24 protein-coding genes are annotated in these 26,634 nt (G+C 72.7%); 9 read left to right on the top strand and 15 right to left on the bottom strand.

Features of this window, described 5'->3' with window-relative positions:
- The first annotated feature begins 76 nt into the window (after positions 1 to 76).
- On the top strand, positions 77 to 1,567 hold the full coding sequence (gene dnaB, locus AB0A65_RS06025) for a replicative DNA helicase (RefSeq protein ID WP_359946953.1): 1,491 nt from the start codon (positions 77 to 79) through the stop codon (positions 1,565 to 1,567).
- Between the two features lie 4 nt (positions 1,568 to 1,571).
- On the opposite strand, the gene AB0A65_RS06020 is transcribed toward dnaB, so the two are convergent.
- The 3 genes from AB0A65_RS06020 to AB0A65_RS06010 all read right to left on the bottom strand — a co-directional run bounded on the left by AB0A65_RS06020 (position 1,572) and on the right by AB0A65_RS06010 (position 4,363).
- Positions 1,572 to 2,879, bottom strand: a complete 1,308-nt coding sequence (locus AB0A65_RS06020; protein ID WP_359946950.1) for a glycosyltransferase family 87 protein — start codon at positions 2,877 to 2,879, stop codon at positions 1,572 to 1,574.
- 235 nt (positions 2,880 to 3,114) lie between these two features.
- Complete coding sequence (locus AB0A65_RS06015; protein WP_359946947.1) at positions 3,115 to 3,516, bottom strand: ATP-binding protein; 402 nt, start codon at positions 3,514 to 3,516, stop codon at positions 3,115 to 3,117.
- A 115-nt stretch (positions 3,517 to 3,631) separates the two neighbouring features.
- Complete coding sequence (locus AB0A65_RS06010) at positions 3,632 to 4,363, bottom strand: glycerophosphodiester phosphodiesterase family protein (protein WP_359946944.1); 732 nt, start codon at positions 4,361 to 4,363, stop codon at positions 3,632 to 3,634.
- Positions 4,364 to 4,536: 173 nt separating this feature from the next.
- Between AB0A65_RS06010 and larB the strand changes: the two genes are divergently transcribed.
- The 3 genes from larB to AB0A65_RS05995 are packed head-to-tail and all read left to right on the top strand — an operon-like array spanning position 4,537 to position 6,966.
- Complete coding sequence (gene larB / locus AB0A65_RS06005) at positions 4,537 to 5,253, top strand: nickel pincer cofactor biosynthesis protein LarB (RefSeq protein ID WP_359946941.1); 717 nt, start codon at positions 4,537 to 4,539, stop codon at positions 5,251 to 5,253.
- Positions 5,250 to 6,557, top strand: coding sequence for a nickel pincer cofactor biosynthesis protein LarC (larC, locus tag AB0A65_RS06000; protein ID WP_359946938.1), 1,308 nt, complete (start codon positions 5,250 to 5,252; stop codon positions 6,555 to 6,557). Before larB ends, larC begins: the two co-directional genes overlap by 4 nt.
- Positions 6,558 to 6,591: 34 nt before the next feature.
- Complete coding sequence (locus AB0A65_RS05995; RefSeq protein WP_359946935.1) at positions 6,592 to 6,966, top strand: PH domain-containing protein; 375 nt, start codon at positions 6,592 to 6,594, stop codon at positions 6,964 to 6,966.
- 123 nt (positions 6,967 to 7,089) lie between these two features.
- On the opposite strand, the gene AB0A65_RS05990 is transcribed toward AB0A65_RS05995, so the two are convergent.
- The 4 genes from AB0A65_RS05990 to AB0A65_RS05975 form a co-directional block, all read right to left on the bottom strand.
- Complete coding sequence (locus AB0A65_RS05990) at positions 7,090 to 8,619, bottom strand: multicopper oxidase domain-containing protein (protein WP_359946932.1); 1,530 nt, start codon at positions 8,617 to 8,619, stop codon at positions 7,090 to 7,092.
- Positions 8,620 to 8,752: 133 nt separating this feature from the next.
- A complete protein-coding gene (locus AB0A65_RS05985; RefSeq protein WP_359946929.1) occupies positions 8,753 to 11,881 on the bottom strand; it encodes an AAA family ATPase in 3,129 nt (1,042 codons plus the stop codon).
- Between the two features lie 21 nt (positions 11,882 to 11,902).
- Positions 11,903 to 12,148 carry a hypothetical protein gene (locus AB0A65_RS05980; RefSeq protein ID WP_359946926.1) on the bottom strand — a complete coding sequence of 82 codons (246 nt, stop codon included), beginning with the start codon at positions 12,146 to 12,148 and terminating at the stop codon, positions 11,903 to 11,905.
- 140 nt (positions 12,149 to 12,288) lie between these two features.
- Positions 12,289 to 14,376, bottom strand: coding sequence for an efflux RND transporter permease subunit (locus AB0A65_RS05975; RefSeq protein WP_359946923.1), 2,088 nt, complete (start codon positions 14,374 to 14,376; stop codon positions 12,289 to 12,291).
- A gap of 108 nt (positions 14,377 to 14,484) precedes the next feature.
- On the opposite strand from AB0A65_RS05975, the gene AB0A65_RS05970 reads away from it, so the two are divergent.
- The gene (locus tag AB0A65_RS05970; protein ID WP_359946921.1) at positions 14,485 to 14,988 is read left to right on the top strand and encodes a MarR family transcriptional regulator; all 504 of its coding nucleotides are present in this window, start codon (positions 14,485 to 14,487) and stop codon (positions 14,986 to 14,988) included.
- Here AB0A65_RS05970 and AB0A65_RS05965 read toward each other — a convergent pair.
- The gene (locus AB0A65_RS05965; RefSeq protein ID WP_359946918.1) at positions 14,961 to 16,139 is read right to left on the bottom strand and encodes a deoxyribodipyrimidine photo-lyase; all 1,179 of its coding nucleotides are present in this window, start codon (positions 16,137 to 16,139) and stop codon (positions 14,961 to 14,963) included. The genes AB0A65_RS05970 and AB0A65_RS05965 overlap by 28 nt on opposite strands.
- 82 nt (positions 16,140 to 16,221) lie before the next feature.
- Positions 16,222 to 16,827, bottom strand: coding sequence for a peptide-methionine (S)-S-oxide reductase MsrA (gene msrA / locus AB0A65_RS05960; RefSeq protein ID WP_359946915.1), 606 nt, complete (start codon positions 16,825 to 16,827; stop codon positions 16,222 to 16,224).
- Positions 16,828 to 16,892: 65 nt separating this feature from the next.
- Between msrA and AB0A65_RS05955 the strand changes: the two genes are divergently transcribed.
- Positions 16,893 to 17,276, top strand: coding sequence for a VOC family protein (locus AB0A65_RS05955; protein WP_359946912.1), 384 nt, complete (start codon positions 16,893 to 16,895; stop codon positions 17,274 to 17,276).
- 109 nt (positions 17,277 to 17,385) lie between these two features.
- Here the strand turns inward: AB0A65_RS05955 and AB0A65_RS05950 are convergent, their stop codons facing one another.
- Positions 17,386 to 17,649 (bottom strand): hypothetical protein, encoded by a 264-nt coding sequence (locus AB0A65_RS05950; RefSeq protein ID WP_359946909.1) that lies wholly within the window; start codon positions 17,647 to 17,649, stop codon positions 17,386 to 17,388.
- A 94-nt stretch (positions 17,650 to 17,743) separates the two neighbouring features.
- Here AB0A65_RS05950 and AB0A65_RS05945 point away from each other — a divergent pair, with 94 nt between their 5' ends.
- The 3 genes from AB0A65_RS05945 (at position 17,744) to AB0A65_RS05935 (ending at position 21,848) form a co-directional block, all read left to right on the top strand.
- Positions 17,744 to 18,889, top strand: coding sequence for a cystathionine gamma-synthase (locus AB0A65_RS05945; RefSeq protein ID WP_359946906.1), 1,146 nt, complete (start codon positions 17,744 to 17,746; stop codon positions 18,887 to 18,889).
- Positions 18,890 to 18,940: 51 nt separating this feature from the next.
- Positions 18,941 to 20,308 (top strand): amidase family protein, encoded by a 1,368-nt coding sequence (locus AB0A65_RS05940; RefSeq protein ID WP_359946904.1) that lies wholly within the window; start codon positions 18,941 to 18,943, stop codon positions 20,306 to 20,308.
- Positions 20,309 to 20,675: 367 nt separating this feature from the next.
- The gene (locus AB0A65_RS05935) at positions 20,676 to 21,848 is read left to right on the top strand and encodes a thiolase family protein (RefSeq protein WP_359946901.1); all 1,173 of its coding nucleotides are present in this window, start codon (positions 20,676 to 20,678) and stop codon (positions 21,846 to 21,848) included.
- Between the two features lie 78 nt (positions 21,849 to 21,926).
- Here AB0A65_RS05935 and AB0A65_RS05930 read toward each other — a convergent pair whose 3' ends face one another.
- From AB0A65_RS05930 to AB0A65_RS05910, 5 genes are all read right to left on the bottom strand, one after another.
- Complete coding sequence (locus AB0A65_RS05930; protein WP_359946898.1) at positions 21,927 to 23,180, bottom strand: serine hydrolase domain-containing protein; 1,254 nt, start codon at positions 23,178 to 23,180, stop codon at positions 21,927 to 21,929.
- 139 nt (positions 23,181 to 23,319) lie between these two features.
- Entirely contained in the window at positions 23,320 to 24,129 is an 810-nt protein-coding gene (locus AB0A65_RS05925) for an IclR family transcriptional regulator C-terminal domain-containing protein (protein WP_359946895.1), read from the bottom strand.
- Between the two features lie 35 nt (positions 24,130 to 24,164).
- On the bottom strand, positions 24,165 to 24,599 hold the full coding sequence (gene pcaC, locus AB0A65_RS05920) for a 4-carboxymuconolactone decarboxylase (protein WP_359946893.1): 435 nt from the start codon (positions 24,597 to 24,599) through the stop codon (positions 24,165 to 24,167).
- Positions 24,596 to 25,561 (bottom strand): alpha/beta fold hydrolase, encoded by a 966-nt coding sequence (locus tag AB0A65_RS05915; protein WP_359946890.1) that lies wholly within the window; start codon positions 25,559 to 25,561, stop codon positions 24,596 to 24,598. Before AB0A65_RS05915 ends, pcaC begins: the two co-directional genes overlap by 4 nt.
- On the bottom strand, positions 25,558 to 26,634 hold the full coding sequence (locus AB0A65_RS05910) for a lyase family protein (RefSeq protein ID WP_359946887.1): 1,077 nt from the start codon (positions 26,632 to 26,634) through the stop codon (positions 25,558 to 25,560). Before AB0A65_RS05910 ends, AB0A65_RS05915 begins: the two co-directional genes overlap by 4 nt.

Here is a 26,634-nt window from a genome sequence, read left to right as displayed (position 1 = left end):
CGTGCCCGGCGCGACATAGCGTCGTTGACGCCGCCCTTCTGTCGTATGCGGGCGGTACTGTCTCCATGAACGCACGGTGACCGAGGGGGTGGACGGCATGACCGACGTGTCGACGGACGGCGTCTTCTCGCGAGGCGCGAACGGTGCGAACGGGTCCTATTTCGACACGCCCCCGGAGGACCCCTTCGCGGGCGGCGGAGGCGGCCACGGCGGCAACGGCAACGGAGGCGGCGGCTCCCGCACCTTCGAGCGCACCCCGCCCCAGGACCTCCAAGCCGAGATGTCGGTCCTCGGCGGCATGCTCATGAGCAAGGACGCCATCGCCGACGTCATCGAGGTCCTCGGCCCCGGCGACTTCTACAAGCCGTCCCACGGCATGATCTTCGACGCCGTCATCGACAAGTTCGGCAACGGCGAGCCCGCCGACGCCGTCACCATCGCCGCGGCCCTCGCCGACACCGGCGACCTCGCGAAGATCGGCGGCGGCCCCTACCTCCACGACCTCCTCAACGCCGTCCCCACGGCCGCGAACGCCGGGTACTACGCGAAGATCGTCAAGGAGAAGGCCATCCTGCGCCGCCTCATCGAGGCCGGCACCAAGGTGGTCCAGTACGGGTACGGCGGCGGCCAGGGCGGCCGCGACATCGACGACCTCGTCGACCTCGCCCAGCAGGCCGTCTACGAGGTCACCGACAACCGCCAGAGCGAGGACTTCGCGGTCCTCTCCGACCTCCTCCAGCCCGCCATGGACGAGATCGAGGCGATCGGCGCCAACCAGGGCGTCATGACCGGCATCCCCACCGGCTTCGCCGACCTCGACCGGCTCCTCTCCGGCCTCCAGGCCGGCCAGCTCATCATCGTCGCCGGACGCCCCGGCGCCGGCAAGTCCACCGCCGCCATGGACTTCATGCGGCACGCGTCCCTCCACCACCGCCACGCCGCGGCCCTGTTCTCGCTCGAAATGAGCAAGCTCGAAATCGTCATGCGCCTGTTGAGCGCCGAGACGCGCGTCCCCATGCACGTCCTGCGCTCCGGCGACCTCTCCGACGACGACTGGACGCGCCTGGCCAAGCGCATGGGCGACATCTCCGAGGCGCCGCTGTTCGTCGACGACACCGCGTCGATGACCATGATGGAGATCCGGGCCAAGGCCCGCCGCCTCAAGCAGCGCCACGACCTCAAGCTCATCGTGGTCGACTACCTCCAGCTCATGACCTCCCCGAAGAAAGTGGAGTCGCGGCAGCAGGAGGTCTCCGAGATCTCCCGTGGCCTCAAGCTCCTCGCCAAAGAAGTGCAGTGCCCGGTGATCGCGGTCGCGCAGCTGAACCGCGGACCCGAGCAGCGCACCGACAAGCGCCCGCAGCTGTCCGACCTCCGCGAGTCCGGCTCGCTGGAGCAGGACGCCGACGTCGTCATCCTCCTGCACCGCGAGGACTACTACGACAAGGAGTCGCCGCGCGCGGGCGAGGCCGACTTCATCGTCGCCAAGCACCGCAACGGCGCCACGGACACGATCACCGTGGCGGCCCAGCTCCACCTGTCGCGCTTCGTCGACATGGCCGTCTGAGGGACTAGCGCCACCACTCGACGGCCATCGACGGGCCGGGGCCCGTCTCATGCTCCAGTTCGTCGACCGCCTCGTCCTCGATCTCGACGCCCGCGAACAGCGTCCCGTGCGCCGAACCGGCGATCGCGTCGCGCAGCGGCAGCCACCAGCCGAGCAGCACCACCGGGTACAGCATGTACCCGAAGCGGCTCGCGGGCATGAGCAGGAACGCGGTCGTCAGCCCGGCCGCGCACCACATCGCCGCGGCCGCGGCCGTCGACGGCGGCCGCGTCCACAGCAGCCACGCGATGACGACCGCCGCGAGGCCCAGCAGGGCCTTCGCGATGAGGTCCCCGGCGGGCAGGTGGTTCACCACGAGGTAGCCGATGAACGGCGACTGCGCCGGGGAGGTGACCACGCCGTGCCCGAAGCCGAACGCGATGACGTTGTCGAAGAACCCGCGCGCGTCCACGGCCAGCACCGGGGCCATCGTCGCCAGGACCGGGACCGCGAAGCCCGCGGCGTAGCGGCGCAGGCCGCCCTGGCGCCACATCAGGAACGCCACGACGATCGCGACCGGCCACGCGAACAGCTTCAGCGCCGCCGCCGCGCCGACCGCCAGGCCCGCGGCGAGCGGCCGCTCGCGGTGCGCGAACGCGAGCGCGAGGACCATGAGGGCGACCACCGGCATGTCGTCGCCGCCCGTGGCGAACGTCAACGCGCACACCGGGAACACGAACATCGCCTGGAACGCCCGCAGCAGCGGGCCCTTCCCGGCGCCGAGGACCCCGGGGCGGGTGCGCAGCAGCCGGAACGCGCCGTACGCGCAGGCCGCGGAGGCGAGGAGGAAGTAGATGCGGGCGTCGGTCCACCAGTGCTGGCCGAACAGCGCGGCCGGGAAGCCGAATACGGCCATGCCGGGCTGGTACGGGTTGTAGCCGTGGACGGGGTTCGGGAGGGTGGTGATGACGTCGGCGTGGAGGTAGGGGCTGCCGGTGTCGAGCAGGCGCGCGCCGGACTCCTCGACGACCTCGACCTCGGACTGGGCGCGGCGCTCGCCGACGCCGATCGCGCGCTCGACCGCCATGAACACCAGCGGGAACGCGGTGACGGCGACCGCGGCGCCGCCCGCGACGACGGCCCGGCCGCGCCAGACCGCGCCGGTCTGGGTCAGCAGGACCGCGATGCAGATCGCCGCCGGGAGGTACCCGCCGAGTGCGACGGCGCCCCAGACCTCGTGCGGGACAAGGGTGGTCCACAGCGCGGTCGCGCCCGCGAAGAGCGCGGCGGCGGCGTACAGGGCGAGGTCGATGTAGAGCGGACGGTGCGACACCCGGACATCGTACGGTGACCGGACCCGCCCCGGAGGACGGCAGGGACGAGCCCCGGGCCGACGCGGATCGCGGGCCCCCGGTCGCAAGGGTGACAGCAGGGTCCGACAACCGGGTCCGGGAGGGCGGGGGTTTCCGGGGCAGGGCCGTGCGCCGTCAGGACGCGGATTCCGGGCCCCCGGCACAAGGGTGACAGCAGGGTCCGACAGCGCAGTCCGGCAGCGCGGTCCGGCGGTCCTACCGGAAGGGGATCCTCGCCCAGACCTCCTGGGTGCCGTCGCCGAGCGTGCGGGCGCCCCAGTCGGTGGACAGTTTGGACACGATGAACATGCCGCGGCCGTGCGCGGAGTCGAGGTTCACGGAGCAGACGTGCGGGTGGGTGCGGGAGCCGCCGTCGGCGACGCGGACCTCCACGTCGGCCGGGCCGAGCACGTAGGTGACGCACACTTCGTTGCCCGGGAGCGGCCGGGCGTGCCGGACGGCGTTGGAGACGAGCTCGGTCGCGCACACCAGGAGGTCGTCGCGGGCCTCGTCGGGGAGGTCGGGGAGCGCGTCGCGCAGCCACCGGCGGACCTGGCCGGGCGCCCCGGACTGGTGGGGGACGCGCAGCCGCTCCGGCGCCGGTATCGCTGCTGGCATGGCGTTCTCCCCTCCTTCCGACGTGCCCTGGGGAAGCTATACAGCAAACTACCCTTTACGCCCTCGCTACGCCAGCATTACCGTCGGACCCTGAGTGCGTCTTGAGGTGCCGGGTTCAGCCGGTGAGGGTCTGGCGGATCGCGGCGGGCCGGTCGGAGATGATCAGGTCGACTTCGAGGCCCGCCATGCGGTGCGCGGTGTCGGCGTCGTTGACGGTCCAGGTGTACACCTCGTAGCCCGCTTCATGGCTGCGTTCGACGAAATCGGGGGTCGAATCGATGTAGTCGACGCGGGAGCTGAGGATCTGGACGCCCTCGGGCGGGCGGCGGAACGGGTACTCGAAGATCCACACCAGCGGCGTGTCGGCGTCGAGGCCGCGCCAGGTCTTGAGCGCGGCGCGCGAGAAGGACATGACGGTCACGTCGAGTCCGGGCCAGCGCCGCAGGGTCTCCCACAGGCGCAGTTCGAGGCGGGGCCCGAACTTGGAGGGGTGCTTGGCCTCGACGAGGAGCTTGAGGTCCTTGCCGGAGTCGACGACGAGCTCGAAGACGTCTTCGAGGGTGGGGATGCGCTCGGCCTCGGGGTTGCCGGCGCAGTCGGGGTACTGGTGGGCGAAGTTGAACTCCCGCAACTGGGCGAGTGTGAGATCCGCCACGGCGCCTTTGCCGTCGGAGGTGCGCTTGACGGTGCGGTCGTGGTGGAGGACGAGGTGCCCGTCGGCGGTGAGGCGGATGTCGAACTCGAACCCGTCGGCGCCCTCGACGATGGCCTGCCGGAACGCGGCGAGGGAGTGCTCCGGCAGGAACTCGTTCGCGCCGCGGTGGGCGGCGATCAGCGGGTGGGACACCCTTTGAACGATAGACGGTGGGGACGACGGCGTGGTCGCTCCGCGGTGTCCGGTTCGCGTTGTGGCGGTGAACACGCCCGGATCGGGGTGAACGTTCGGTGGCCGTTCGACGGCGTGCTGCCGTTCGGTGCACGGAGTGGACGGGGCGGGGCGTGAGTGGCGGAGGAGTGCCGGTGGAGGGGAGGATGGTGGGCGTGCAGTACGAGGAAGGGGCCTACCGGGACCTGGGGTGGGCGAAGATCGACGTCGGGCGGCCGGCCCGGACGGGCACGGCCGAGGCCGTGTACGCGGCGGGCAAGACCCCGGCGCAGGTCGCGGGCGCGCTCGCGGTGCTGCGCGAGGCCCACCCGGGGCGGGTCGCGGTCGCGACCCGCTGCGACGAGGCGTGCGCGGCGGCCGTGCGGGAGCGGTTCGCGGACGAGCCGGTGCTCGTCGAGGCGGGCGTGTGCGCGGTCGGGGAGTTCCCGGTCCCGGAGTCGGGGGCGGGGCCGCTCGCGGTGGTGTGCGCGGGGACCTCGGACCTGCCGGTCGCGCAGGAGGCCGTGGTCACGGCCCGCGCGAACGGCCTCGGCGTGCGGCTGGTCCCCGACGTGGGCGTGGCCGGGCTGCACCGGCTCCTCGACAAGCTGCCGGAGCTGCGGGAGGCGGTCTGCGTGATCGTGGTGGCGGGCATGGACGGGGCGCTGCCGTCGGTCGTCGCCGGGCTCGTCTCGGCGCCGGTGGTCGCGGTGCCGACGTCGGTGGGGTACGGGGCCGCGTTCGGGGGGCTCGCGCCGCTGCTGACCATGCTGAACTCGTGCTCGCCGGGGGTGACGGTGGTGAATATCGACAACGGATTCGGGGCGGCGATGGCCGCGGCCCGCATCCTGAACGTGAAGGCGGAGCGATGACGGTCGCGTGGCTCGACTGCTCGGCGGGCGCCTCCGGCGACATGGTCCTGGGGGCCCTGGCGGACGCGGGGGTGCCCCTCGAACTCATGCAGGCGGCCGTGGACTCGCTCGGGACGGAGCCGATCCGGCTGCACGCCAAGCGGGTCGCCCGGCACGGGCTCGCGGGCACGAAGGTCGACGTGGAGGTCCCGGAGGCCGCGAACGACCGCCGCTGGCGGTCGATCCGGGCGATGTTCGAAGGCGCCGACCTGGACGAGGCGGCCCGGACGCTGGCGCTGGGCGCGTTCGCGCGGCTGGCGGCGGCCGAGGCCGCGGCGCACGGGATCGACGCGGAGGACGTGCACTTCCACGAGGTGGGGGCGCTCGACTCGATCGCGGACATCGTGGGCGCGGCCGCGGGCCTGGCGTCGCTGGGCGCGACCAGGGTGACGGCCTCGACGGTGACGCTCGGGGGCGGTACGACGCGCGGTTCGCACGGCTCGATCCCCCTGCCCGCCCCGGCGGTGCTGCGGGTCCTCGCGGACGCGGGCGCGCCGGTCGTGGGCGCGGTGCCGTACGAGGCGTGCACGCCGACTGGCGCGGCGATCGTCGCGGCCGCGGCCTCGGCGTACGGGCCGCTGCCGGAGATGGTCGTGGAGCGGGTGGGCGTCGGCGCGGGCGGGCGCGACCCGCAGGAGCGGGCGAACCTGCTGCGGATCGTGATCGGCCGGGAGGTCGCGACGGCCCGCCGGGCGGGCCGTGCGCACGTCCACCGCGTCGGACCCGAAGTGCAGGAGCACGGCCACGCTCATTCCCACGGCCATGACCATGCGCCGCAGGCGGTCCGCGATCCGCAGGACCACGGTGTCGGCAGTGCGGATGCGAAGCCCGTGGTCATCGAGACGAACGTCGACGACCTCGATCCGCGGCTGTGGCCCTCGGCGCTGGCCGCGCTGCTGGAGGCGGGCGCGTCGGACGCGTGGCTGACGCCGATCCTCATGAAGAAGGGCCGCCCCGCGCACACCGTGCACGTGCTGTGCCGGGCCGAGGCGGTGGCCGCGGTGCGGTCGGCGCTGGTTCGGCACACGACGACGATCGGCATGCGCTCGTACGAGATCGGCAAGTACGCGCTCGAACGCCGGTACGCGCACGTCGATGTGGACGGCCAGTCGATCGGGGTGAAGATCGCGCTGGAGGACGGCGAGGTCGTCAACGCCTCCGTCGAGTACGAGGACGCGGCCGCGGCCGCGGCGGTGCTCGGCAGGCCGCTCAAAGTGGTCGTAGCGCAGGCGACGGCCCTTGCGGCGCAGGAGTATCCGCGTTAACGGTCCCGTTGGGCGGAGTCTGTATCCTGCCCGCATGATCGATTTCGAGAATGGTTCGGTTTTCAAGCTCAAGCTCACCGACGACCCCGGCTTCCGCGACGAGGTCGCCCCGCTGCTGGTCGACGGTGAAGAGGTCGCGCTGACGTTCGAGGGCGTGCGCGACTTCATCGTCTTCACGAACAAGCGCATCATCGCAGTGAACGTCCAGGGCATCACCGGCCGCAAGAAGGACTACACGACCCTCCCGTTCAGCAAGATCCAGGCGTACTCGGTGGAGACCGACGGCCTCATGGACAACGACGGCGAGCTGGACCTGTGGTTCTCCGGGCTCGGCAAGGTCCGGTTCGAGTTCAAGGAGAACGTCGACCTGCCCGCGATCGCCAAGCACATCGCGGCCGCCAGCCTCTAGCCCTTCCCCGGGGCGCTGCGGCGCGGTGCCCCGATTCCCCTTGCCCGCAACGTCTTCAAGGCGGCGCCGGGCCGGACTCCGTGGTGCCTACGGGTGCCCGTCCGGCCCGGCGCCGCTGTCCTGTCAGCCGTGCGCGGCGTGCGCGGGCGCGGGGACCTCGCCGATCTCCTCGCCCTCGCCGAGGACCACGAACTGGCCCATCATCCCGGCGTCCTCGTGGGCGAGGATGTGGCAGTGGAACATGTACGGCAGGTTCGGGTCGGTGTAGTCGGCGAACCGCATGGCCAGCCGGTACTTGCGCTGCGGGACGAGCTGGACGGTGTCCTTCCAGCCGAGGAGCTGCGGGGGCGGCTCGTCGCCGTCCACGTCGAGGACCCGGAACTGGACGTCGTGGACGTGGAAGCTGTGCAGGTACCCGTCGGCGTTGGTCACCTCCCACACCTCCACGGTGCCCTCCTGGACGCCGAAGTCGATGCGCGCCAGGTCCATCGCGTCGCCGTTGATCTGGCTGAAGCCGGAGAGGGAGAACGAGCGCTCCTGGGCGGCCTCCGCGGGGTCGACGTCGGGGGCGGTGCCCATCCGGTCGGGGACGGAGGTCTCGTCGGCGAGGGAGTCGGCGGCCCGGAACTGGAGGACGTCGAGGAGGTCCTCGCCGCCGTTGACGCGGGCGAGCGGGCCCGTGTAGCCCTCGGCCGCGGGGTGGGAGCGGAGGACGGCGGTCTCGCCGGGCTCGAAGGCGACGACGATCTCGGCGCGCTCGCCGGGTGAGAGCTGGAGGCGGTCGGTCTCCCACGCCTCGGGGAGGAGGCCGCCGTCGGTGGCGATGAGCTGGAACCTGCGGTCGTCGCCGAACCCGAAGTTGTAGAGGCGCGAGACCGAGCCGTTGAGCAGGCGCAGGCGCACGAGGCGGGTGGTCACGTCGAAGTAGGGGCCGAGGGTGCCGTTGACCATGATCTCGTCGCCGAGGATGCCCTGCATGCTCATGAAGGAGCCGCCGTCCTCGAACTGGTTGTCGCCGTTGAAGTTGCGGTCCTGGACGATGAGGGGGACGTCGTCCACGCCGTACGTGGAGGGCAGGGGCAGGGCCTCGGACTCCTCGTCGTCGATGATGAACATCCCAGCAAGTCCCTTGTAGACGTGATGGGCGGTGCGGCCGTGGGGGTGCGGGTGGTACCAGAGGGTCGCGGCGGGCTGGTTCAGGGTCCACTGGGGGGTCCAGTCGCCGCCGGGCTCCATCTCCTGGTGGGGGCCGCCGTCCATGACGGCGGGCAGGTGCATGCCGTGCCAGTGGAGGGAGGTGCCCTCGTCGAGGCCGTTGTACACGGAGAACGCGATCTCCTCGCCGCGCCTGGCGCGGACGGTGGGGCCGAGGAAGGTCCCGTTGATCCCCCAGGTCTCGGTCTCGGCGCCCTGCTTGAGGGCGGTGGTGCCGGCCTTGATGTCGAGGTTGAACACGCGGGCGCCGGAGGGGTCGTCGACGGACTCCGCGAGCGGGGGGACCGCGAGGGGGTTGTCGAAGTCGACCTTCCCGGCGGTGTCGAGCTTCGCGCTGCTCCACAGGTACGCGACGGTCCCGGCGCCGCCGAGCGCGATCACGCCCACGCCGCCGCCGACACCGATGAGGGTCCACTTCAGTGCTTTACGCCGCTTCATGAACGCAATGTTCGTTGCAGGAAGGGCCCGGTGCATCGGGCCGCGGGAGGCAATGCCCGTACACCGTGGGGACTACGCGGCCCGCCGGAGTCAACCTTCAGTATCGATACTTACGGATGGAACGGCGCGGGTCTCACTCCTCGGCGAGGTAGCCGCGGATGTGGGCGGCGTTCACCGCGGCGGCGCGGCCGGCCACTTCGAGCTTCGCCATGGCACGCGAAAGGTGGACGCTCACGGTCTTCTCGGAGATGAACAGCTCGGCGCCGATCTGGCGGTTCGTGAGGCCGCGGGCGACCAGGCGCAGGACCCCGAGTTCCCTGGGGGTCAACGGGGTCGAGGTGGGCATGGCCGTGTCGAGGCGGGCCCGCTCGGCGAGCGCGCACAGCTCCTTGCGGAGCGGTTCGGCGCCGAGTTCGATCGCGGTGCGCTTCGCGGCGACGAGGGCCTCCGCGGCCTTCAGGCGGGCGTCGGCACCCGGGGAGGCGAGGAGCGCCTCGGCGAGGCGCCAGCGGGCGTACGCCTGGCGGTACGGCTCGGCCCAGTCCTGCGCGGGCGCGGCGGGGCCGCGCTCGATAATCGCGAGGGCCGAGGAGGCGAGCGGGTCGGTCAGGGCCAGGTCCAGGCGCTCGGAGTCGGTGAGGCGCGGGACCGGGTCGGCCGCGGGTTCGGTTGCGGCCGCGGGGTTCTCGGCGGCGAGGGCGATCCGGTAGTCGAACGCGTCGGCGGCCGCGCGCCACTTCTCGGCGTCGCCGTCGCCGTACAGGCGCGTGGCCTCGGCTTCGAGCTGCGCGGCCCAGGCGACCCCTTCGGGGCCGAGGTTCGAGGAGAGCGGCTGGCCGTGTTCGAGGAAGAACCGGCCGCGCTCGGCGAGGCGCTCGCCCGCGGCGACCGCGTCCTTGGCGCCCGAGGTGTCGCCGTCGCGGCGCAGCGAGTGGGCGAGGTCGGCGGCGGCGCCCACTCCGGCGGCGCACACCGACACCCCCGCGAGGTAGTAGCCCGGCATGCGGGTCATGAGCTCGGTGGCGCGCTCGACGCGGCGCAGCGCGTCGGCGGGCCGGTGGCGCCAGCGGTCGAGTTCGGCGCCGCACAGGGTCGCGAGGGCGAGGACCTGGCCGTCGATCTGCCACCGGTCGGCGAGGTAGTCGAGGCGGCGCTCGGCGGTCTCGAAGCGGCCGCGGGCCACGTCGACGAGGAGGACGGCCGCGGCGAGGCGGGTGAGGACGACGCCGGGGAGGACGCTGGAGGCCATCTCGCCGTTCGCGTCGACGTCGCCCCAGCGGCCCAGCATGTAGTTGCAGATGACCTGGCGGACCGCGATCTCCACGCCGAAGCCGCTCCACTGGTCGCCGGTGCGCCGGCCCCGCGCCATGCCGCGGTCGAAGTGCACGAGCGCCTCGGCGAGGCGCGCGGTCTCCACGAGGACCAGGCCGTTGTTGAAGTGGCCGCGCAGCTCCACCTCGTGCCAGTCGAGGCCGCGGACCAGTTCCAGGGCCTCGTCGTTGCGGGCGATGGTCTCCTCGGCGGACAGGTCGCCGCGGCGGAACGCGGCCTTGGTGTCGGTGATGATCGCGTCGGCCTTCGCGGCGCGCGCGGCGCACGTCTCGTCGAAGTCCGCGGAGCCCGCGATGACCTCGTCGGCGGTGGCGATGGCCGCGGCGGTCCACATGTCGGCGTCCTCGTGGTGCCGGTTGGCGTAGACGGTGCGGGCGACGACGGCCTGCGCCCACGCCTTCACCGCGCGCGGGCCCTCGTCCTTGACGAGTTCCCAAGCCTCCCAGGCGACCCGGTGCGCCTGCGCCTCGTCGCCCTCGATGGTGAGGAGGTGCTTGGCGTACTTGCGGCGCGTGGACGCGCCGAGGATAGGGTCCCCGGAGGCGTCCGCGAGGCGCACGGCCGCCGCCGAGTACGACTGGGCGCGTTTGATCTCGCCCGAGGCGTCGGCGTTCGCGGCGGCGCGAGTGGTCAGCTTCAGCTCGGTGATCCCGACGGGCCGCTGCGGGGCCGGGACCCGCTCGAACAGGGCCAGGGCCCGTTCGAGGTGCAGGAGGGCCTCGGCGGGCGCGGCGAGCTCCACGGCCTCGTCGGCGGCGCGCACCGACGCGCTCAGGGCGCAGCGCAGGTCCCCGGACTCGTAGGCGTGGTGCGCGAGCTCGGCCTCGGCGCCCTTGCCGTGGTCCCCGGCGAGGGACTCGGCGATCTTCTGGTGGTACCTGATCCGCTCGCCCGGAAGGAGGTCGGAGTAGACGGCCTCGCCGAGGAGGGCGTGGCGGAACGCGTACGTGTCGGCGCTCTTCTGCACGATGATGCCGTGCGAGATCGCGGCCCGCAGGGCCTCGTCGAGCTCGCGCTCGTGCCGCAGGCCGTTCTCGTCGAGCATCGACCAGGCGGCGGCGTTCAGCCGCGCGTACGTGAAGCGCCGGCCCAGGACCGACGCGAGGCGCACGACCTGCCGGGACGCTTCGGGGAGGCGTTCGAGGCGGGCCAGGAGGACCTCCGCGAGCTCGAACGTGACGGTGTGGGTCTCGGCCGCGGCCAGCTCCTCGGCGAGGAACGCGTTCCCCTCGGAGGCGGCGGCGATCTTGGAGACGATGACCTCGTCGAGCCCGGTGTTCAGCTCGCGCACGAAGTCGGCGGCGTGCTGGGAGTCGAACGGGTCGATCTGGAGGCGCTGGACGGCGGGGAGGCGCACGAGCTCGGCCAGGAGCGGGCGGAGGGGGTGGCCGCGGTGGACGGCGTCGGCGCGGTAGGAGCCGAGGATGAGGAGGCGCTGGCCGGTGAGGCGGGAGGTGAGGAACGCCAGGAGGTCGCGGCTGGAGCGGTCGGCCCAGTGGAGGTCTTCGAGGGTGAGGACGACGGTGCGGTCGGCGGCGAGGTCGGCGAGCGCGGCGTGGAACGCCTCGAACAGGCCGAGGCGGCCGAGGTCGCCGTCGGAGGCGGGGTGGCCGGGGAGGAGGGGGCGCAGGCCGGGGTGGGCGGCGACGAGCTCGGGCTGGTCGCGGGCGAGGGTGCCGGTGATCTCGGCGAAGGGGAGGTAGGGGAGTGCGGAGTCGGCCGTGTCGAGGCAGTGGCCGGTGACGGTGAGGACACCGTCACCGGCGTTGTCGTTGAACTCGTGGAGGAGCCGGGTCTTCCCGACCCCCGCGTCCCCCGAGACCAGGACGGTCGCGGGCCTTCCGTTCTTCGCGGCGTCGAGCGCGTCGCGCAGCGCGGCGAGCTCGGCGTCGCGTGCGAAGAGCGGGAGGTCGGAACCTAGGCGCGGCATGTCTGCAATCATGACACGCCCTTAGGACACGGCGGCCCGGTCGGTTTCGGCGGAGGCGGCGACCGCCTCGGCGTGCCCGTCCTCGTGGCGCAGGCCCAGGGCCCGGGCGACGCGGTCGGCGACGCCGCCGTGGCGGACGTGCGTCCCGGCGCGGCGGGTCTCCTTCGCGGCCTTGAGGAGGCGGCGGGCCTGGCGCTCGTTCTCGGCCTCCTGGCGGAGCTCCTCGGAGCGGGCGTAGTGCAGGTAGTGCAGGTCGAAGTCGTTCATCTTCGTTCCTTCGGTATCGTGGGCCGGCGTTTCCGGCCTGACACCAATACTGGTGCTGAGGCCCGGTGCGGGGCATCAGGCGTCCGCGTCGAAGACGGCCTTACACCCCTTACTTCCGGGCCTCAGCGGCCTCAGGTCCCTTACTTTCGGCTGAGGGGCCTTACCCGGGCGAGCCGGGACGGCCACCAGACGGCCTTGCCGATGTCGATCGTCAGCGCCGGGACCAGCAGGGACCTGACGATCACGGTGTCGAGGAGCACCCCGAAGGCGACGACGAACGCGATCTGCGCGAGGAACAGGATCGGCAGGACCGCGAGCGCCGAGAACGTCGCCGCGAGGACCACCCCAGCGGAGGTGATGACCCCGCCGGTGGCGACCAGGCCCCGGACCGTCCCGGCCCGCGTGCCGAGCCGCGCGGACTCCTCGCGGACCCGCGTCATCAGGAAGATGTTGTAGTCGATGCCCAGGGCCACGAGGAACACGAATCCGAAGAGGACCACCGTCGGATCGGCGCCGGGGAACCCGAAGAGGTGGTTGAACACCAGGGCCGAGACGCCCATGGTCGCACCGAAGGACAGGACCACCGTCGCGGTGAGCAGCAGCGGGGCCACGATGGACCGCAGCAGGAGCATGAGCACCAGCAGGATCACGGCGAGCACGATCGGGATGATGACCGCCCGGTCGCGCTCCGAGGTCAGGAGCGTGTCGAGCTGGATCGCGGTCGGGCCGCCGACGAGCGCGTCGGCGCCGTCCACGGCGTGGACCGCGTCCCGCAGCCGCTCCACAGTGTCCACGGCGGCGTCGGAGTCGGGCGCGTCCTCAAGGACCGCTTCGATCTCCACGAGCCCGTCCACCGTGCGGACCTGGCCTGCCTGGTCGACCGAGGGCGCCACGGAGGCGACCCCGTCGACCTGCGCCGCCGCCACGACCGCGTCGAGGGACGACTCGTTCGCGATGATCACCGCCGGGGCGCCCGAGCCCGCGTCGAAGTGGTCGGCGAGGACCTCCTGGCCCGCGACCGAGTCCACGTCGGTGAGGAACACGTCGGTCTGCGACGTGCCGTCCGCCTTGAGCTGCACCGTGAACGCGGCCGCGACCGCCAGCCCGGCGGCCGTCACCGCCCACACCGTGCGGGGGCGGCGGGAGACGAGCACCGCCACGTTCGCCCACAGCCGCGAGGGCCGCGCGCGCCCGGCCCCGACCCGGCGCGGCCAGAACGCGGCCCGCCCGAACAGCGCCAGCATCGCGGGCAGGAACGTCACCGCGGCGAGGAACGACCCGCCGATGCCGATCGCCGCGACCGGGCCGAGCCCGCGGTTCGATTCGAGCTGGCTGAACAGCAGGCACAGCACGCCGAGGACCACGGTCCCCGCGGACGCCGCGATCGGCTCGATCGTGCCGCGCAGGGCCCGGCGCACGGCCGCGAACCGGTCGCCGCCCGCGTCGAGCTCCTCCTTGAAGCGCGCCACCAGGAGCAGCGCGTAGTCCGTCGCGGCCCCGAACACGAGGATCGACAGGATGCCCTGGCTCTGGCCGTTCAGGTCCACGACGCCGTTGTCGGCGAGCCAGTAGACCGCGGCGCTGGCGACCGCGAGCGCGAACCCGCAGGACAGGAGCACCAGGACGGGCAGGAGCGGGGAGCGGTAGACGAGCGCGAGGATCACCGCGACGACGGCGGCGGCCACGAGGAGCAGCAGGCCGTCGACGCCGCCGAACGCCTCGCCGAGGTCGGCGCCGAGCGCGGCCTGGCCGGTGACGAGGACGTCGAGGCCGTCGGGCCGGTCCTGGGCGAGGACCTCGCGGATCTCGGCGACGGCGTCCGCGTCGTCGGTGCCGCTGTCGATGAGGACGATGAGCTGCGCGGCCTCCGGCGGGTCCTCGCCGGAGAGCTGCGGCGGGATCGGCGGCCCGGCATTGAACGGGAGCGCCGCGAGGGCGGCGCTCGCGGCGTCGAGGTAGGCGAGGTCGTCGGCGCTGAGGCCGCCGTCGCGTTCGGCGACGACGACCGCGGGGACGGCCTCGGTGTCGTCGAACGCCTTGCGCAGCTCGATGACCTCGGTGGACTCCGCGGAGGACGGGAGGAACGCGGACCCGTCGTTGCTGGCGACCTCGCTGAGCTTCCCGGCGTAGGGCCCGGCGAACGCGCCCAGGGCGAGCCACGCGAGCGCGAGGAGCGCGGGGATCAGCCAGCGCAATCGGCGGACGGGTCGCGGTCGTTCGGGTGCCATGTGGGAGTCTCCTCGCGTCGCGGCGAACCGATGATTCCATCGGCGAATATTTCGATGATCGAAATAGTAAACTGCATCTGGACCACGGACTCGGATAGGACGGCGCGTATGACCCACGGCACCGACGGTGGCGGACCCACCGACAGGGACCTGTCGCGGCTGCTCCAGAACCTCACCGTCGAGTCGGACCGGTACGCGGAGCGCTTCGGCGCCAAGCACGGGCTGCACCGCACCGACGTCAACGCGCTCGCGGTCATCCTGGAGGCGGCCCGCCTCGGCGTCCCCATGTCGCCCTCCTCGCTCGCGAAGGAGCTGGGGCTGTCCCCGTCGGCGACGACGGCGCTCATCGACCGGCTCGAAGCGCTCGGGCACGTCGAGCGGGCGCGCCCGGCGGGCGACCGCCGCCGCGTGGCCCTGGAGGTCCCGGAGGCGGCCGTGGAGGCGAACCGGCACCTGTTCACGCCGCTCGCGATGGCGTTCGCCCAGTCGTGGACCGGGTTCACGCCCGAGGAGCGGGAGGTCGTGGCCCGGTTCCTGAAGGTGAGCACGGAGACGATGAAGACCGTGAGCGCCGAGGCGCAGGATCAGGCCCGCGACCAGCGGTCCCGGTAGGCCCCTTCGGGGTCGAAGCGGCCGGCCTGCCGCTCGTGGTTGAAGCCGCGGTTGGGGCGGGTGTCGTTCCCGGTCCCGGCCGTCCACTGCCAGTTGCCCCAGTTGTTGGCCTCGTCGAGGTCGACCAGGTGCGCGGCGAAGTGGGCGGCGCCGTCGCGCCAGTCGAGGCCGAGGGTCTTGACGAGGTATCCGGCGGTGATGAGGCGGGCGCGGTTGTGCATCCAGCCCTCGGTGTGGAGCTGGCGCATCCCGGCGTCGACGATGCCGACCCCGGTGGTCGCGGTCTTCCACGCTTCGAGGGCGGTGAGGTCGGCGTCCCAGACGTCGTTGGCGCCCTTGCGGTACGGGGTGTCGGTGAGCGCGGGGAACGCGGCGAGGACCTGGAGGTGGAAGTCGCGCCAGCACATCTGGCGGACGAAGTCCTCGCTCACGCGCGGGTCCTCGGCGACGGCGCGGGCCGAGAGGCAGCCGAGCGCCAGGTAGGGGCTGAGGCGGGAGGTGCGGTCCCCGGCGAGGTCGTCGTGGCGCGCGCCGTAGTCGCCGGAGTCGGGGGCCCACTCGTCGAGGCGGGCGAGACCGGCGCGCTCGCCGCCGGGCGGGAGGTCGGTGGCGGTGGGTTCGGCGGGCGCGAGGTCGTGGGAGTCGGGCAGGTCGGGGACGCGCAGGCCGTCCGGTTCGGCGGCGGTCTCGCGCCAGCGGACCTGCGACCAGGCGCGCCAGTACGGGGTGAAGACCTTGTAGTGGTCGCCGCCGCCGCTGGGCAGGAGCCGCCCGGGCTCGACCACGGCCGGGCCGGGCGTCACGTGCAGATCGGCGTCCTCACCGAGGCGCTCCAGCAGCGCGGTGGCGAACCTCCCGGCGTCGGAGGCGCAGACGACGAGGTCGGCGCCGGTGTCCTTGCGGACGGCCGCGACCTGCTCGGCGGTGTCCCCGGCGCGGAGCACGAGGTCGCCGCCGAGGTCGCGCAGGGACTTCCGCAGGTCGTCCAGGGATTCGAGGAGGAACCGCCGCTGGTTCCGGTTCGACTCGCGGGCGGGGTCGTCCACGTAGAGGGGGACGACGCGGTCGGCGTCCCGGCAGGCCGCGGCCAGCGCCGGGTTGTCGTGGACGCGCAGGTCGCGGGTGAACAGGAGGACGGCGGTGCGGGTCATGGCGGCTCCAGGTCCGTGGGCCGACCGGGCCGGGCGGCCCGGGCAGCGTAACCGCCGCGCCCGGCCGCTCAGGGGAGGCGCGTCAGCCGGCGCGGGGCGGCTCGACGTCGGTCTGGGCCTTGACGACGCCGACGGGGCACGAGAGGCCGTTGGGGCCGTGGTTGCAGTACCCGTTCGGGTTCTTGTGCAGGTACTGCTGGTGGTACTCCTCGGCGAGCCAGTAGGGGCCGGCGGGGAGGATCGCGGTGGTGATCGCGCCGAGCCCGGCTGCGGAGACGATCGGCGCGAACGCCCGCTTGCTCGCCTCGGCGGCGGCCTGCTGCTCCGGGGTCGTCGTGTAGATGACGGACCGGTACTGGCTGCCGATGTCGTTGCCCTGCCGCATGCCCTGGGTCGGGTCGTGGTTCTCCCAGAAGACCTTGAGGAGGTCCTCGTAGTCGGCCTTGTCGGGCTCGTAGACGACTTTGACGGCCTCGGCGTGGCCGGTCAGGCCCGTGCAGACCTCCTCGTAGGAGGGCTTCTCGGTGTTGCCGCCCATGTAGCCGACGGAGGTCGTCCACACGCCGGGGACGCGCCAGAACAGGCGTTCGGCGCCCCAGAAGCAGCCCATGCCGAAGTAGGCGACGGCGGCGTCGGGGCCGGGCGCGCCTTCGATGGGGTGCTTCAGGACCGGGTGCGTGATGCTCATCCGGCAAGTCTGTCACGCGGGGATAACGGGTGCCACGTGTCGGCGCCTGCGGCTACGGTGAGGCGATGGTCTCGAAAATCAACCAGTTCACCTTCGACGCCCGCGACGGCTACGAGCTCGCGAAGTTCTGGAAGGCGGTCACCGGCTACACCGAGAACCCCGACTACCCCAACAAGCCCGACGAAGAGGAGAACTTCATCGGCCCCGGCGGCGGCAGCCCGGGGCTCCTCTTCATCAACGTCCCCGAGGGCAAGACCGTCAAGAACCGCCTGCACCTTGACATCTCCCCCGATACCACGCGCGACGAGGAGGTGAACCGGCTCATCGCCCTCGGCGCGACCGTCCACGACGACCACCGGAAAGCCGACGGCACCGGGTGGGTCACCATGCGCGACCCCGAAGGCAACGAGTTCTGCGTCGAGCGCTCCGACGCCGAGCGCGGCCGGTAAGGCCCCGAACGCGACCGCGGGCCGCCCCTGACCGGGGCGACCCGCGATGCGAAGTCTGGTGGCGGCTCCTGCCGAAGCGGTCCCGAGGGGGCCTTTCGCCTCCCGGGGGCTACTTCTCCGCGACCGCGTCGAGCTCGCCGTCGCCGTCCGCGTCCACCGCGGCGGTGTCGTACTTGCCGTCCCCGTCGTGGTCGATCAGGACGTGGTCGATGACCCCGTCGCCGTCGGTGTCGACCGCGAGGAGGTCCGCGGTGCCGTCGCCGTCGACGTCCACGTGGTACTCGACCGACCCGTCTCCGTTGCGGCGCACGCCGACCGTCTCGTCGACACCGTCGCCGGTGATGTCCATCTTGTGTACTTCGTCGAAGCCCATGAGGCATCTCCTAAGCAAGGAAGTGGTAAGTGTCGTCTGCACGATAGCGCGCCTATCCATAGCCAGTGGTACTCGCGTCGGCTAGCTTAGGGACATGCATGACGGTCACGGGTTTTCCACACGCGCCATCCACGCCGGTCAGGAGCCGGATCCGCTGACGGGCGCGGTAGTTCCGCCGATCTACGCGACCTCCACCTACAAGCAGGACGGGGTCGGCGGCCTGCGCGGCGGCTACGAGTACTCCCGGTCGGGCAACCCGACCCGGACCGCGCTGGAGACCTGCCTCGCCGCGATCGAGGGCGGCACGCGCGCGTTCGCGTTCGCCTCCGGCCTCGCCGCCGAGGACGCGATCCTGCGGGCGCTCCTGGCCCCCGGCGACCACGTCGTCATCCCCGACGACGCCTACGGCGGCACGTTCCGCCTGTTCGACAAGGTCGCGACCCGCTGGGGCCTGCGGTACACCGCCGCCCCGATCACCGACCTCGCCGCGCTCACCGCGTGCATGAGCGAGGGCACGAAGATGGTGTGGGTCGAGACCCCCACCAACCCGCTGCTCAACATCGCCGACATCGAGCAGATCGCCGACATCGCCCACCGCCATGGCGCGATCCTGGTCGTGGACAACACGTTCGCGAGCCCGTACCTCCAGCAGCCGCTCGCGCTCGGCGCCGACGTCGTCGTCCACTCCACCACCAAGTACATCGGCGGCCACTCCGACGTCGTCGGCGGCGCCGCCGTCGTCCGCGACGCCGAACTCGCCGACGCGATCGCGTTCCACCACAACGCCATGGGCGCCGTCGCCGGACCGTTCGACGCGTTCCTCACCCTCCGCGGCGTCAAGACCCTCGGCGTGCGCATGGACCGCCACTGCGACAACGCCGAACGCGTCGCCGAGTTCCTCGCGGGCCACCCGAAGATCGCCGAGGTCCGCTACCCCGGCCTCGCCGAGCACCCCGGGCACGACGTCGCGGGCAAGCAGATGAAGCGCTACGGCGGCATGATCTCCTTCCGCCACAAGGACGGCGAGCAGGCCGCGGTCGACGTCTGCGCCCGCACCGAGGTGTTCACGCTCGGCGAGTCCCTCGGCGGCGTGGAGTCCCTCATCGAGCACCCGGGGCGCATGACCCACGCCTCGGTCGCCGGCAGCGCCCTGGAGGTCCCCGCGGACCTCGTGCGCCTGTCGGTCGGCATCGAGGACGCCGACGACCTCCTGGCCGACCTGCGCCAGGCGCTCGGCTGACCGTCCTCTCCCCCCGGTAGAGCCCCAGTCCCCCGCGAGAAAGGACGATCAGTGAGCTGGTCGGGAACCACTGCGCAGCAGATAGCGAAGGCGGTCCGGCGCGGCGACGCGGACGCCTCGGTCGTCGTCGACCACCATCTGCGCCGCATCGAGGACCACCGCGAGGCCGACGCCGCCCTCACCGGGGTCCGCAAGATCGAGTCGCTCGCCGAGGCCGCCGCCGTCGACGACATCGAGAACCGCGAAGCCCTCCTCGCGGCGGGCGTCCCCGTCGCCGTCTGCGAGCAGCTCCCGGTCACCGGGCACGCCCCGCGCCTCGGCTCCAACGCCGCGGTCCTCCCGATCGCCGACACCGACCACCGTGCGGTGCAGCGCATCCGCGGCGCCGGCGCGGTCGTCGTCGCCTTCGGGCGCTCCTCCGAGCTGGGGCTGTGGCCCGCCACCGACGACGACGGCAACGTCCCCGCCAACCCCTGGCGCCCCGACCGCGGCATCGGCGGCCCCTCCGGCGGCGCCGCCCTCGCGGTCGCCACCGGCGCCGCCCCCATCGGCATCGGCCTCGACGGCCCCGGCTCCGCGGGCGGCGTCCGCACCGCCGCCGCGGCCTGCGGCATCGTCGCCTACAGCCCCGAGCACGTCCCCGCCGACATCAACGCCGACCCCGAGCACTGGCTCGGCGGCCACGTCGGCGTCATGGCGACCACAGTGGACGACGCGGCGCTGGCCTATGCGGCCCTGACGCACCGCTCGCCCCGCTCCACCGGCGACCCGGGGCGCCTGCGCATCGCCGCCACGAACTCCGCGCCGCTCCCGGCCCGCGTCGACGACGACGCCACCAAGTGGCTCCTCAAAGCGGTCCGGTCCCTCACCGACCTCGGCCACGACACCTTCCGCGCCAAGCCCCGCTTCGGCGCCCGCCTCACCCCCGCGTCCTCCGGCGCCTGGACCTGCGCCGCTTATCTCCGCAGCCTCAAATGCGGCCCCGACGGGCTCCAGCGGCGCACCAAGCGCCTTGTGGCCGTGGGCGAACGCACCTACCTCGGCGGGCTCTTCGGCGGCGTCCTCGGCGACGGCAACCGCGTCCGGCGGCACCTGGAGGACTGGTTCGACCTGGAGGACTACGACGTCCTCATCACCCCGGGCCTGCCCGCCGCGCCCCCGGCCGCGAAGGAGTGGTCGCTGGAGACCCTGCGCTCCAACGTCACCCACCTCGCCTCGGCCGCCTCGTTCACCGCCCCGTTCAGCCTCGCCGGGCTCCCCGCGCTGGTCGTCCCGGTCGGCATGCGCTCCGACGGCGCCCCCGCCACCGTCCAACTCGTCGGCCCGCCCGGCTCCACCGGCCGCCTCTTCGACGTCGCCGCCCAACTCATCGCCAAACTCCGCCCCCGCCGCTACGCGCCGGGCCTGAGCTGGGACTAGCCGAGGCCGATCACGCCTGTCCGGGCCGGACGATCCGCTCTGCGGATCGTCCGGCCCGCTCGTTTCCGGCCCAGTCGGACCCGTCCCGCCCCTTTCCCACGACCCCGCCCCTCCCTCACGGTGGCGAAGGCCACCGACACCCGATCGGGTGACAAAACCCCTGCGGGGCAGGGTTTTTGTCGGACCCCCGCGCAAACCTGGGCGCTACGTTCCCCTTCTGGGAGGGTGGGGGCTAGGGACGGCCGCCACCTTTAGCTCTTAACGCCTCTTGCGAACCTCCCTCTGGTTCACTAATGTTCGCAATGTGCACATAGTTTCATCCTGCGCACACTGAAAATGGACCTCCTCCGCGAACCCTGGGGCCGCCGTGAGCACCGCCTTCATCCTCGACGCCGTCCGCACCCCGATCGGCCGCCACGGCGGCGCGCTCGCGAAGGTCCGCCCCGACGACCTGGCCGCCAAGGCGATCGGCGGCCTCGTCGCGCGCCAGAGCGGCCTCGACCCGGCCGCCATCGGCGACGTCGTCCTCGGCAACGCCAACGGCGCGGGCGAGGACAACCGCAACGTCGCCCGCATGGCCGTGCTCCTCGCCGGGCTCCCCGCGACCGTTCCCGGCACCACCGTCAACCGCCTCTGCGGCTCCGGCGCCGAGGCCGTCGTCGCCGCGGCCCGCGCGATCGAGTGCGGCGACGCCGACCTCGTCGTCGCAGGGGGCGTCGAGTCGATGAGCCGCGCCCCGTGGGTCCTCCCGAAGACCGAGAAGCCGTTCCCGCGCGGCGGACTCGAACTCGCCGACACCGCCCTCGGCTGGCGCCTCGTCAACCCCGCCATGGACCCGCAGTGGACCGTGAGCCTCGGCGAGGGCGCCGAGATCCTCGCCGACGAGTTCGGCATCACCCGCGACGCCCAGGACGCCTTCGCGGCCCGCAGCCACCGCCTCGCCCACGCCGCCTGGGAGTCCGGGGCCTTCGCCGACGAGATCCTGCCCCTCCCCGAGCTCGACCGCGACGAGGCGATCCGCCCCGCGACCACCCCCGAAGTCCTCGCCGGGCTCCGGACCGCGTTCCGCCCCAACGGCACCGTCACCGCCGGGAACGCCAGCACCCTCAGCGACGGCGCCGCCGCGCTCCTCCTCGGCGGCGAGCGGGCCGCCGAGGAACACGGCCGCCCCTTGGCGCGCATCGTGTCCCGCGCGGTCACCGCCGTCGAGCCGCACCGGTACGGCATCGGCCCGGTCGCCGCCGCCGAACGCGCGCTCGAACGCGCCGGGATCGGCTGGACCGACCTCGACACCGTGGAGCTCAACGAGGCCTATGCGGCGCAGTCGCTCGCGTGCCTGGCGTCCTGGCCCGGCCTCGACCCCGCGATCGTCAACCCGCAGGGCGGCGCCATCGCGATCGGCCACCCGCTCGGCTGCTCCGGCGCACGGCTCCTCGCGACCCTCGCGTGGCGGCTGCGCCGCGACGGCGGACGGTACGGCATGGCGGCGCTGTGCATCGGCGTCGGCCAAGGGATCGCGGTCGTCGTCGAAGCGACCTAGCGCCCGTCCTGCTCATCGCAGGACGGGCCTCAGGCCGCCGACTCGGACGCGGTCGGTCCGGTTACGCTGCGGCCCTGCTCAGCTGAGGACCAGCGGGGCTTCGGACTCGGGGCCGGCGGTCAGCGCCCGGGCCAGCTCCTCGGCGCCGGTCGGCATCGCCCCCGGGTCGGTGCCGCACAGTCCGGCGGTGAGGAGCGAGGCGAGCGCCCAGTTCAGCTCGGCGGGGTCGGCCGCGGCGTGGCGGTCGTCGATGTTCCAGGTGAACGTGGCCTGCCGGTCGCCGTCGACGGAGTGGAACGAGTACGTCATGTGCCCCAGGCCGCCACCGGTGTGGCCGACGAAGACCTCCTCGGGGTCGTCAGGGCAGCCGGGCTGGAGCCCGACCAGTCCCAGCCCGTAGGCCAGGCCCTGGTCGCCGCCGCCGACGAACTCGGTCATCTGGGCCAGCTCCGCGTCATCCAGGAGCGTGCCGTCGAGCAGCGCGTCGTAGAAATCGTTCACGTCCTCCATAGTGGAGATCACTCCTCCGGCCGCCCACATCTGGTCATGGGAGAGCCTCATGGAGTCGAAGTACGGGTCGTCGGCCTCACCGGTCGTCATGTACGGCACCGGGTTCGCGCCCCGGATGCCCCACGTGCCGTCCTTCGGCAGGTACGTGTCGTCCAGGTCGGCCGGTTCGAAGACCCGCTCGTCGAGGACCTCGCGCAGCTCCTCGCCGGTGATGTGCTCGATGAGCAGACCCAGGGCCATGTAGCCGGTGTTCGAGTAGGCGTAGCCGGTACCCGGCTCGAACAGCAGCGGGTCGGCGGTGCTCATCGCGATGAGCTCCTCCGGCTCGTAGTCGTTCCGGTAGTTCGCGTAGAAGTCGCTCATGTCGCTCTCCATGAGCGAGGGGTAGAGGTAGGAGAAGTAGTCGCGCAGCCCGCCGGTGTGCTGCATGATCTGGCGGATGGTCGGCTCGTCCTCGTACGGGAGGAGCCCCGGCAGGTAGTCGCCGATCGTCGCGTCGAGGTCCACCTCGCCCTCGGACTGGAGCCGGAGGAGCACGGCCGAGACCATCGACTTGGTGAGGCTGGCGATCCGGACCCGGTCGTCCTCGTCAACCCTGCCGCCCGACCCGTCGATCTTCCTGGTGCCCATGGCTTCCGACCAGACGTCGTCGCCGAGGCGCACCTCCGCGGTCACGGAGTGGTCGGCCGCGTCGTAGAGCTGCTGGAGCTTCTGGTCGAGCAGGTCGTCGTCGAGCCCATCGGAGGGCGCCGCGCCGGCGGAGGCGGGGAGCGCGATGAGCGCGAGTGCGAAGGCACCGGCGAAGGAGAGTGATTTGCGCATGCCGCAACGCTATTGGCGCGTGTTATGCCGTACCACCGTAAAACGAATGAACTTCCCATACTGCGACAGGTGGAAGCCCCGGCCCATGCCTCCACCGGAAGGCGGAAGACCGCCGGTGGACGGCGAACCGCCGTTCGGATCAGCCGAACTGGATCGCCATGTCCGCGAGGATGCGCGCGGCCGTCACGAGGAGCGGCGGCAGCAGGTCGCGGCGGGCCTTGTCGAGGTCGGTGCGGCTGGCGTGCGAGGAGACGTTCACGGCCGCGACGGCCTTCCCCCACTGGTCCCGGATCGGCACCGCGATCGACCGCAGCCCCTCCTCCAGCTCCTGGTCGACGAACGCCCAACCCTGCGCCTTCACCCGGTCGAGCTCCTCGCGGAGCTGCCCGGTGTCGGTGATCGTGTGCGACGTGAACGCCGTCAGCTCCGCCGACTCCAGCATCTCGTCCAGCCGGTACCCCGGCAGGTCCGCGAGCAGCACCCGCCCCATTGACGTGGACGCGGCCGGGAAGCGGGTGCCGATGTTGATCGAGACGCGCATGATCCGCTGCGTCGCAACGCGGGAGACGTACACGATGTCGGTGTCGTCGAGGACCGCGACCGACGCCGACTCCTGCACCTCGGCGACGAGCCGCTCCAGGTGCGGCTGCGCGATCTCCGGGAGCGACAGGCTCGACAGGTACGCGAACCCGAGCTCCAGGACCCGCGGTGTGAGCGCGAAGTAGCGGCCGTCGAAGCGCACGTACCCGAGTTCGGTGAGCGTCAGGAGGAAGCGCCTCGCGGTCGCGCGGGTCAGCCCGGTCTCCTTGGCGACCTCGCTGAGGGTCATCGCCTCCCGCTCGGCCGAGAACGACCGGATGACGGCGAGCCCGCGCGCGAGGGTCTGCACATAGTCGGAGTTGCGGGGCGCGCTCGTCGCCGCCTCGTCGCTGTCCGGGGTCTCCTGCATGGAATCCACCCTATCCGTGCCCGGCCGCCGCGGCCTCAGCCGCGCTCGTCGGAACGGGGGTCGGAAGCGGGGTCCGGTCCGGCGGTGTCCTCCGCGTCGGTGCGCTCGATGTGCTCCGCGACCAGGGGGCCCGCGAGGTGGAACGCGCGGTTCGCGCGGGGCAGGCCGGCGTAGACCGCGGTGTGGAGGAGGACCTCCTTCACCTCATCGGCGGTGACGCCGTCCGCGAGGGCGGCGCGGACGTGCATCACGAGCTCATCCTCGCACCCGAGCGAGCACAGGACGCCGATGGTGAGCAGTCGCCGCGTGTGGGTGTCGAGGCCGGGCCTGGACCACACGCCGCCCCAGGCGTACTCGGTGATGAACTCGCCGAAATCGCGGTCGAAGCCAGTGCGGGCGGCGTTGGAGCGGTCGACGTGGGCGTCGCCGAGGACGGCCCGGCGGACCCGCTCGCCTTCGGGAACCGTCACGACCGGTCTCCTTCCAGGAACTCGACGACCGCCCGGTTGAACCAGTCGGGCCGCTCGGCGGTGAGCAGGTGCTTGGCGCCCTCAGCGAGGAGCACGCGCGAGTCGGGGAGGTGCTCGTCGAGGAACGCCGCGTCGGCGGGGGTCGTGACCTCGTCGGCGGTCCCGGCGACGACGAGCGCGGGCGCGGCGATCCGGGCCAGGTCGGCCCGCTGGTCCATGGCGCCCAAGGCTTCGCAGCAGGCGGCGTATCCCTCGCGGTCGCAGTCGTCGAAGCGCTGTCGGAACGCGGCGACCGTGTCGGACTGGTCCTCGATGAACGCCGACGAGAACCACCGCCCCATCGCGGCTCCGCTGATCGACGCGCACCCATCGGCCCGCACCACCGCTGCGCGTTTGGTCCACCCCTCCAGGGTCCCGATCCGCGCGGCGGTCGAGATGAGCACGAGCCGGTCGACGCGCTCGGGACGGGTCACGGCCAGCCGCATCGCGACCGCCCCGCCGAGCGAGACGCCCGCGACGTGGGCCCGCTCTATCCCCAAGTGGTCGAGGAGATCCGCGACATCGCCCGCGAGGTCGTCCACGGTGAACGGCGAGTCAGCGCCGCGGCCTTCGCGGTCGGCGCCGTGGCTTGCGTGGTCACCACCGGTGGGCGGCCGGTCGACGTCGTAGTCTGAGCGGTCAACGCCGGCAGACGAGCGACCGGCGCCGCTCGGCGGTCCGCCGGGCGCACCGTGCGGAAAGCCGCCTGGCACGCCGCCCGCCGGTCCACCGGAAGCGCCGTCCAGCAAGCCGCCCGGCACGCCGTACGGCGTGCCGCCGTGACCGCGGTTGTCGAATCGCACCAGCCGGAACCGGGCGCCGAGCGGCGTGACCTGCGGTCGCCACATCTCCATCGTCGTACCGAGCGAGTTGACGAGCACGAGCGGCGGCCCGTCGCCGTCGATCTCGTAGTGGGTGATCATCCTTCGGCCTCCCGCAGGTTGCGCTCCATCGCTTCGGGGTGGAATTCGAGCCCTTCCAGGCATTCGCGCAGCCAGACCGCCGCGGACCCCGTGAGCCGCAGCAGGTCCGAGAGCGTCTCCCACTCGGTGTGCCACAGTCCCGGCGAGCGCTGGAGCTCCTGCGGCATCGCCGCGAACAGGGTCGCCACGAGGCCCGGCGTACGGGCCGCGCAGGCCCGGGCGCACGTCGCGGCGACCGGGTTGCGCTTGTGCGGCATCGACGTCGAGCCGCCCGGTCGGCCCTCGCCGACCTCGCCGATCTCGTTCTGGCTCAGCAGGATCACGTCGACCGCGACCTTGCCGCAGGCCCCGGCCGCTTCGGCGGCGGCGGCGCCGATCCGCACCACCGGCCCGCGCGCGGTGTGCCCAAGGTGCTGGGACGGGTCGATGCCGAGGCGCCGCATGACATGCGCGCGCAGGTCCTTCTCGGGGATCATGCGCTTGGACCAGCTGCGGCCCACCGGCCCCGCCAGCACGCCGGGGAACTCCAGGTCCTCGATCGCGCGACGCGCCTGGGCGATGCCGGCGGTCCACCGGCCGGTCAAGTCCATGAGTCCGATGGGCTCGGCGTGCTGGAGCAGCGTCCGGGCCCACAGCCTCGGCTCGGCCTCCCACTCCTCCTCGACGATCCGATCGAGCAGCGCGTGCTCGCAGGCGCGCAGATCGTCCGCGATGGCCGCGACGGCGTCCTTCGCGACGAGCATCATCGCGGTGTCCATGACGTCCTGGCTGGTCGCCGAGAAGTGGATCGCCTCGTGGTGGCGCTCCGGGACCAGCTCGAGCAGCCGCTCCACCACGCCCGCAACGGGATTGCCGATGCCCGCCGCCGAGGCCGCGACCGCGGCGAGGTCGAAGCGGTCCGGGTCGGCGGCCGCGGCGACCGCGTCCGCGGCGTCGCGCCCCACATACCCGGTGTCCGCCGCGGCCTCGGCCAGCGCCGCCTCGACGCGGACCATCGCGGCGAGCCAGGCGGGCCCCGAGACCGCGTCGGCGGCACGGCCGCGCGCGAACACCGCGTCGAACAGTCCGGTCAC

The organism is Glycomyces sp. NPDC047010, assembly GCF_040644205.1.
Taxonomy (GTDB): domain Bacteria; phylum Actinomycetota; class Actinomycetes; order Mycobacteriales; family Micromonosporaceae; genus Glycomyces.
The sequence above is the reverse complement of the archived record's forward strand: the minus strand, read 5'-3'. Positions and strand labels throughout refer to the sequence as shown.

Excerpts from the sequence above, each read along its gene's own strand:
- AB0A65_RS06015 (WP_359946947.1), bottom strand. The coding sequence starts at position 3,516 with ATGCCAGCAGCGATACCGGCGCCGGAGCGGCTGCGCGTCCCCCACCAG.
- larC (WP_359946938.1), top strand. The coding sequence starts at position 5,250 with ATGACGGTCGCGTGGCTCGACTGCTCGGCGGGCGCCTCCGGCGACATG.
- AB0A65_RS05995 (WP_359946935.1), top strand. The coding sequence starts at position 6,592 with ATGATCGATTTCGAGAATGGTTCGGTTTTCAAGCTCAAGCTCACCGAC.
- AB0A65_RS05990 (WP_359946932.1), bottom strand. The coding sequence starts at position 8,619 with ATGAAGCGGCGTAAAGCACTGAAGTGGACCCTCATCGGTGTCGGCGGC.
- AB0A65_RS05985 (WP_359946929.1), bottom strand. The coding sequence starts at position 11,881 with ATGCCGCGCCTAGGTTCCGACCTCCCGCTCTTCGCACGCGACGCCGAG.
- AB0A65_RS05980 (WP_359946926.1), bottom strand. The coding sequence starts at position 12,148 with ATGAACGACTTCGACCTGCACTACCTGCACTACGCCCGCTCCGAGGAG.
- AB0A65_RS05975 (WP_359946923.1), bottom strand. The coding sequence starts at position 14,376 with ATGGCACCCGAACGACCGCGACCCGTCCGCCGATTGCGCTGGCTGATC.
- AB0A65_RS05970 (WP_359946921.1), top strand. The coding sequence starts at position 14,485 with ATGACCCACGGCACCGACGGTGGCGGACCCACCGACAGGGACCTGTCG.
- AB0A65_RS05965 (WP_359946918.1), bottom strand. The coding sequence starts at position 16,139 with ATGACCCGCACCGCCGTCCTCCTGTTCACCCGCGACCTGCGCGTCCAC.
- msrA (WP_359946915.1), bottom strand. The coding sequence starts at position 16,827 with ATGAGCATCACGCACCCGGTCCTGAAGCACCCCATCGAAGGCGCGCCC.
- AB0A65_RS05955 (WP_359946912.1), top strand. The coding sequence starts at position 16,893 with ATGGTCTCGAAAATCAACCAGTTCACCTTCGACGCCCGCGACGGCTAC.
- AB0A65_RS05950 (WP_359946909.1), bottom strand. The coding sequence starts at position 17,649 with ATGGGCTTCGACGAAGTACACAAGATGGACATCACCGGCGACGGTGTC.
- AB0A65_RS05945 (WP_359946906.1), top strand. The coding sequence starts at position 17,744 with ATGCATGACGGTCACGGGTTTTCCACACGCGCCATCCACGCCGGTCAG.
- AB0A65_RS05930 (WP_359946898.1), bottom strand. The coding sequence starts at position 23,180 with ATGCGCAAATCACTCTCCTTCGCCGGTGCCTTCGCACTCGCGCTCATC.
- AB0A65_RS05925 (WP_359946895.1), bottom strand. The coding sequence starts at position 24,129 with ATGCAGGAGACCCCGGACAGCGACGAGGCGGCGACGAGCGCGCCCCGC.
- AB0A65_RS05915 (WP_359946890.1), bottom strand. The coding sequence starts at position 25,561 with ATGATCACCCACTACGAGATCGACGGCGACGGGCCGCCGCTCGTGCTC.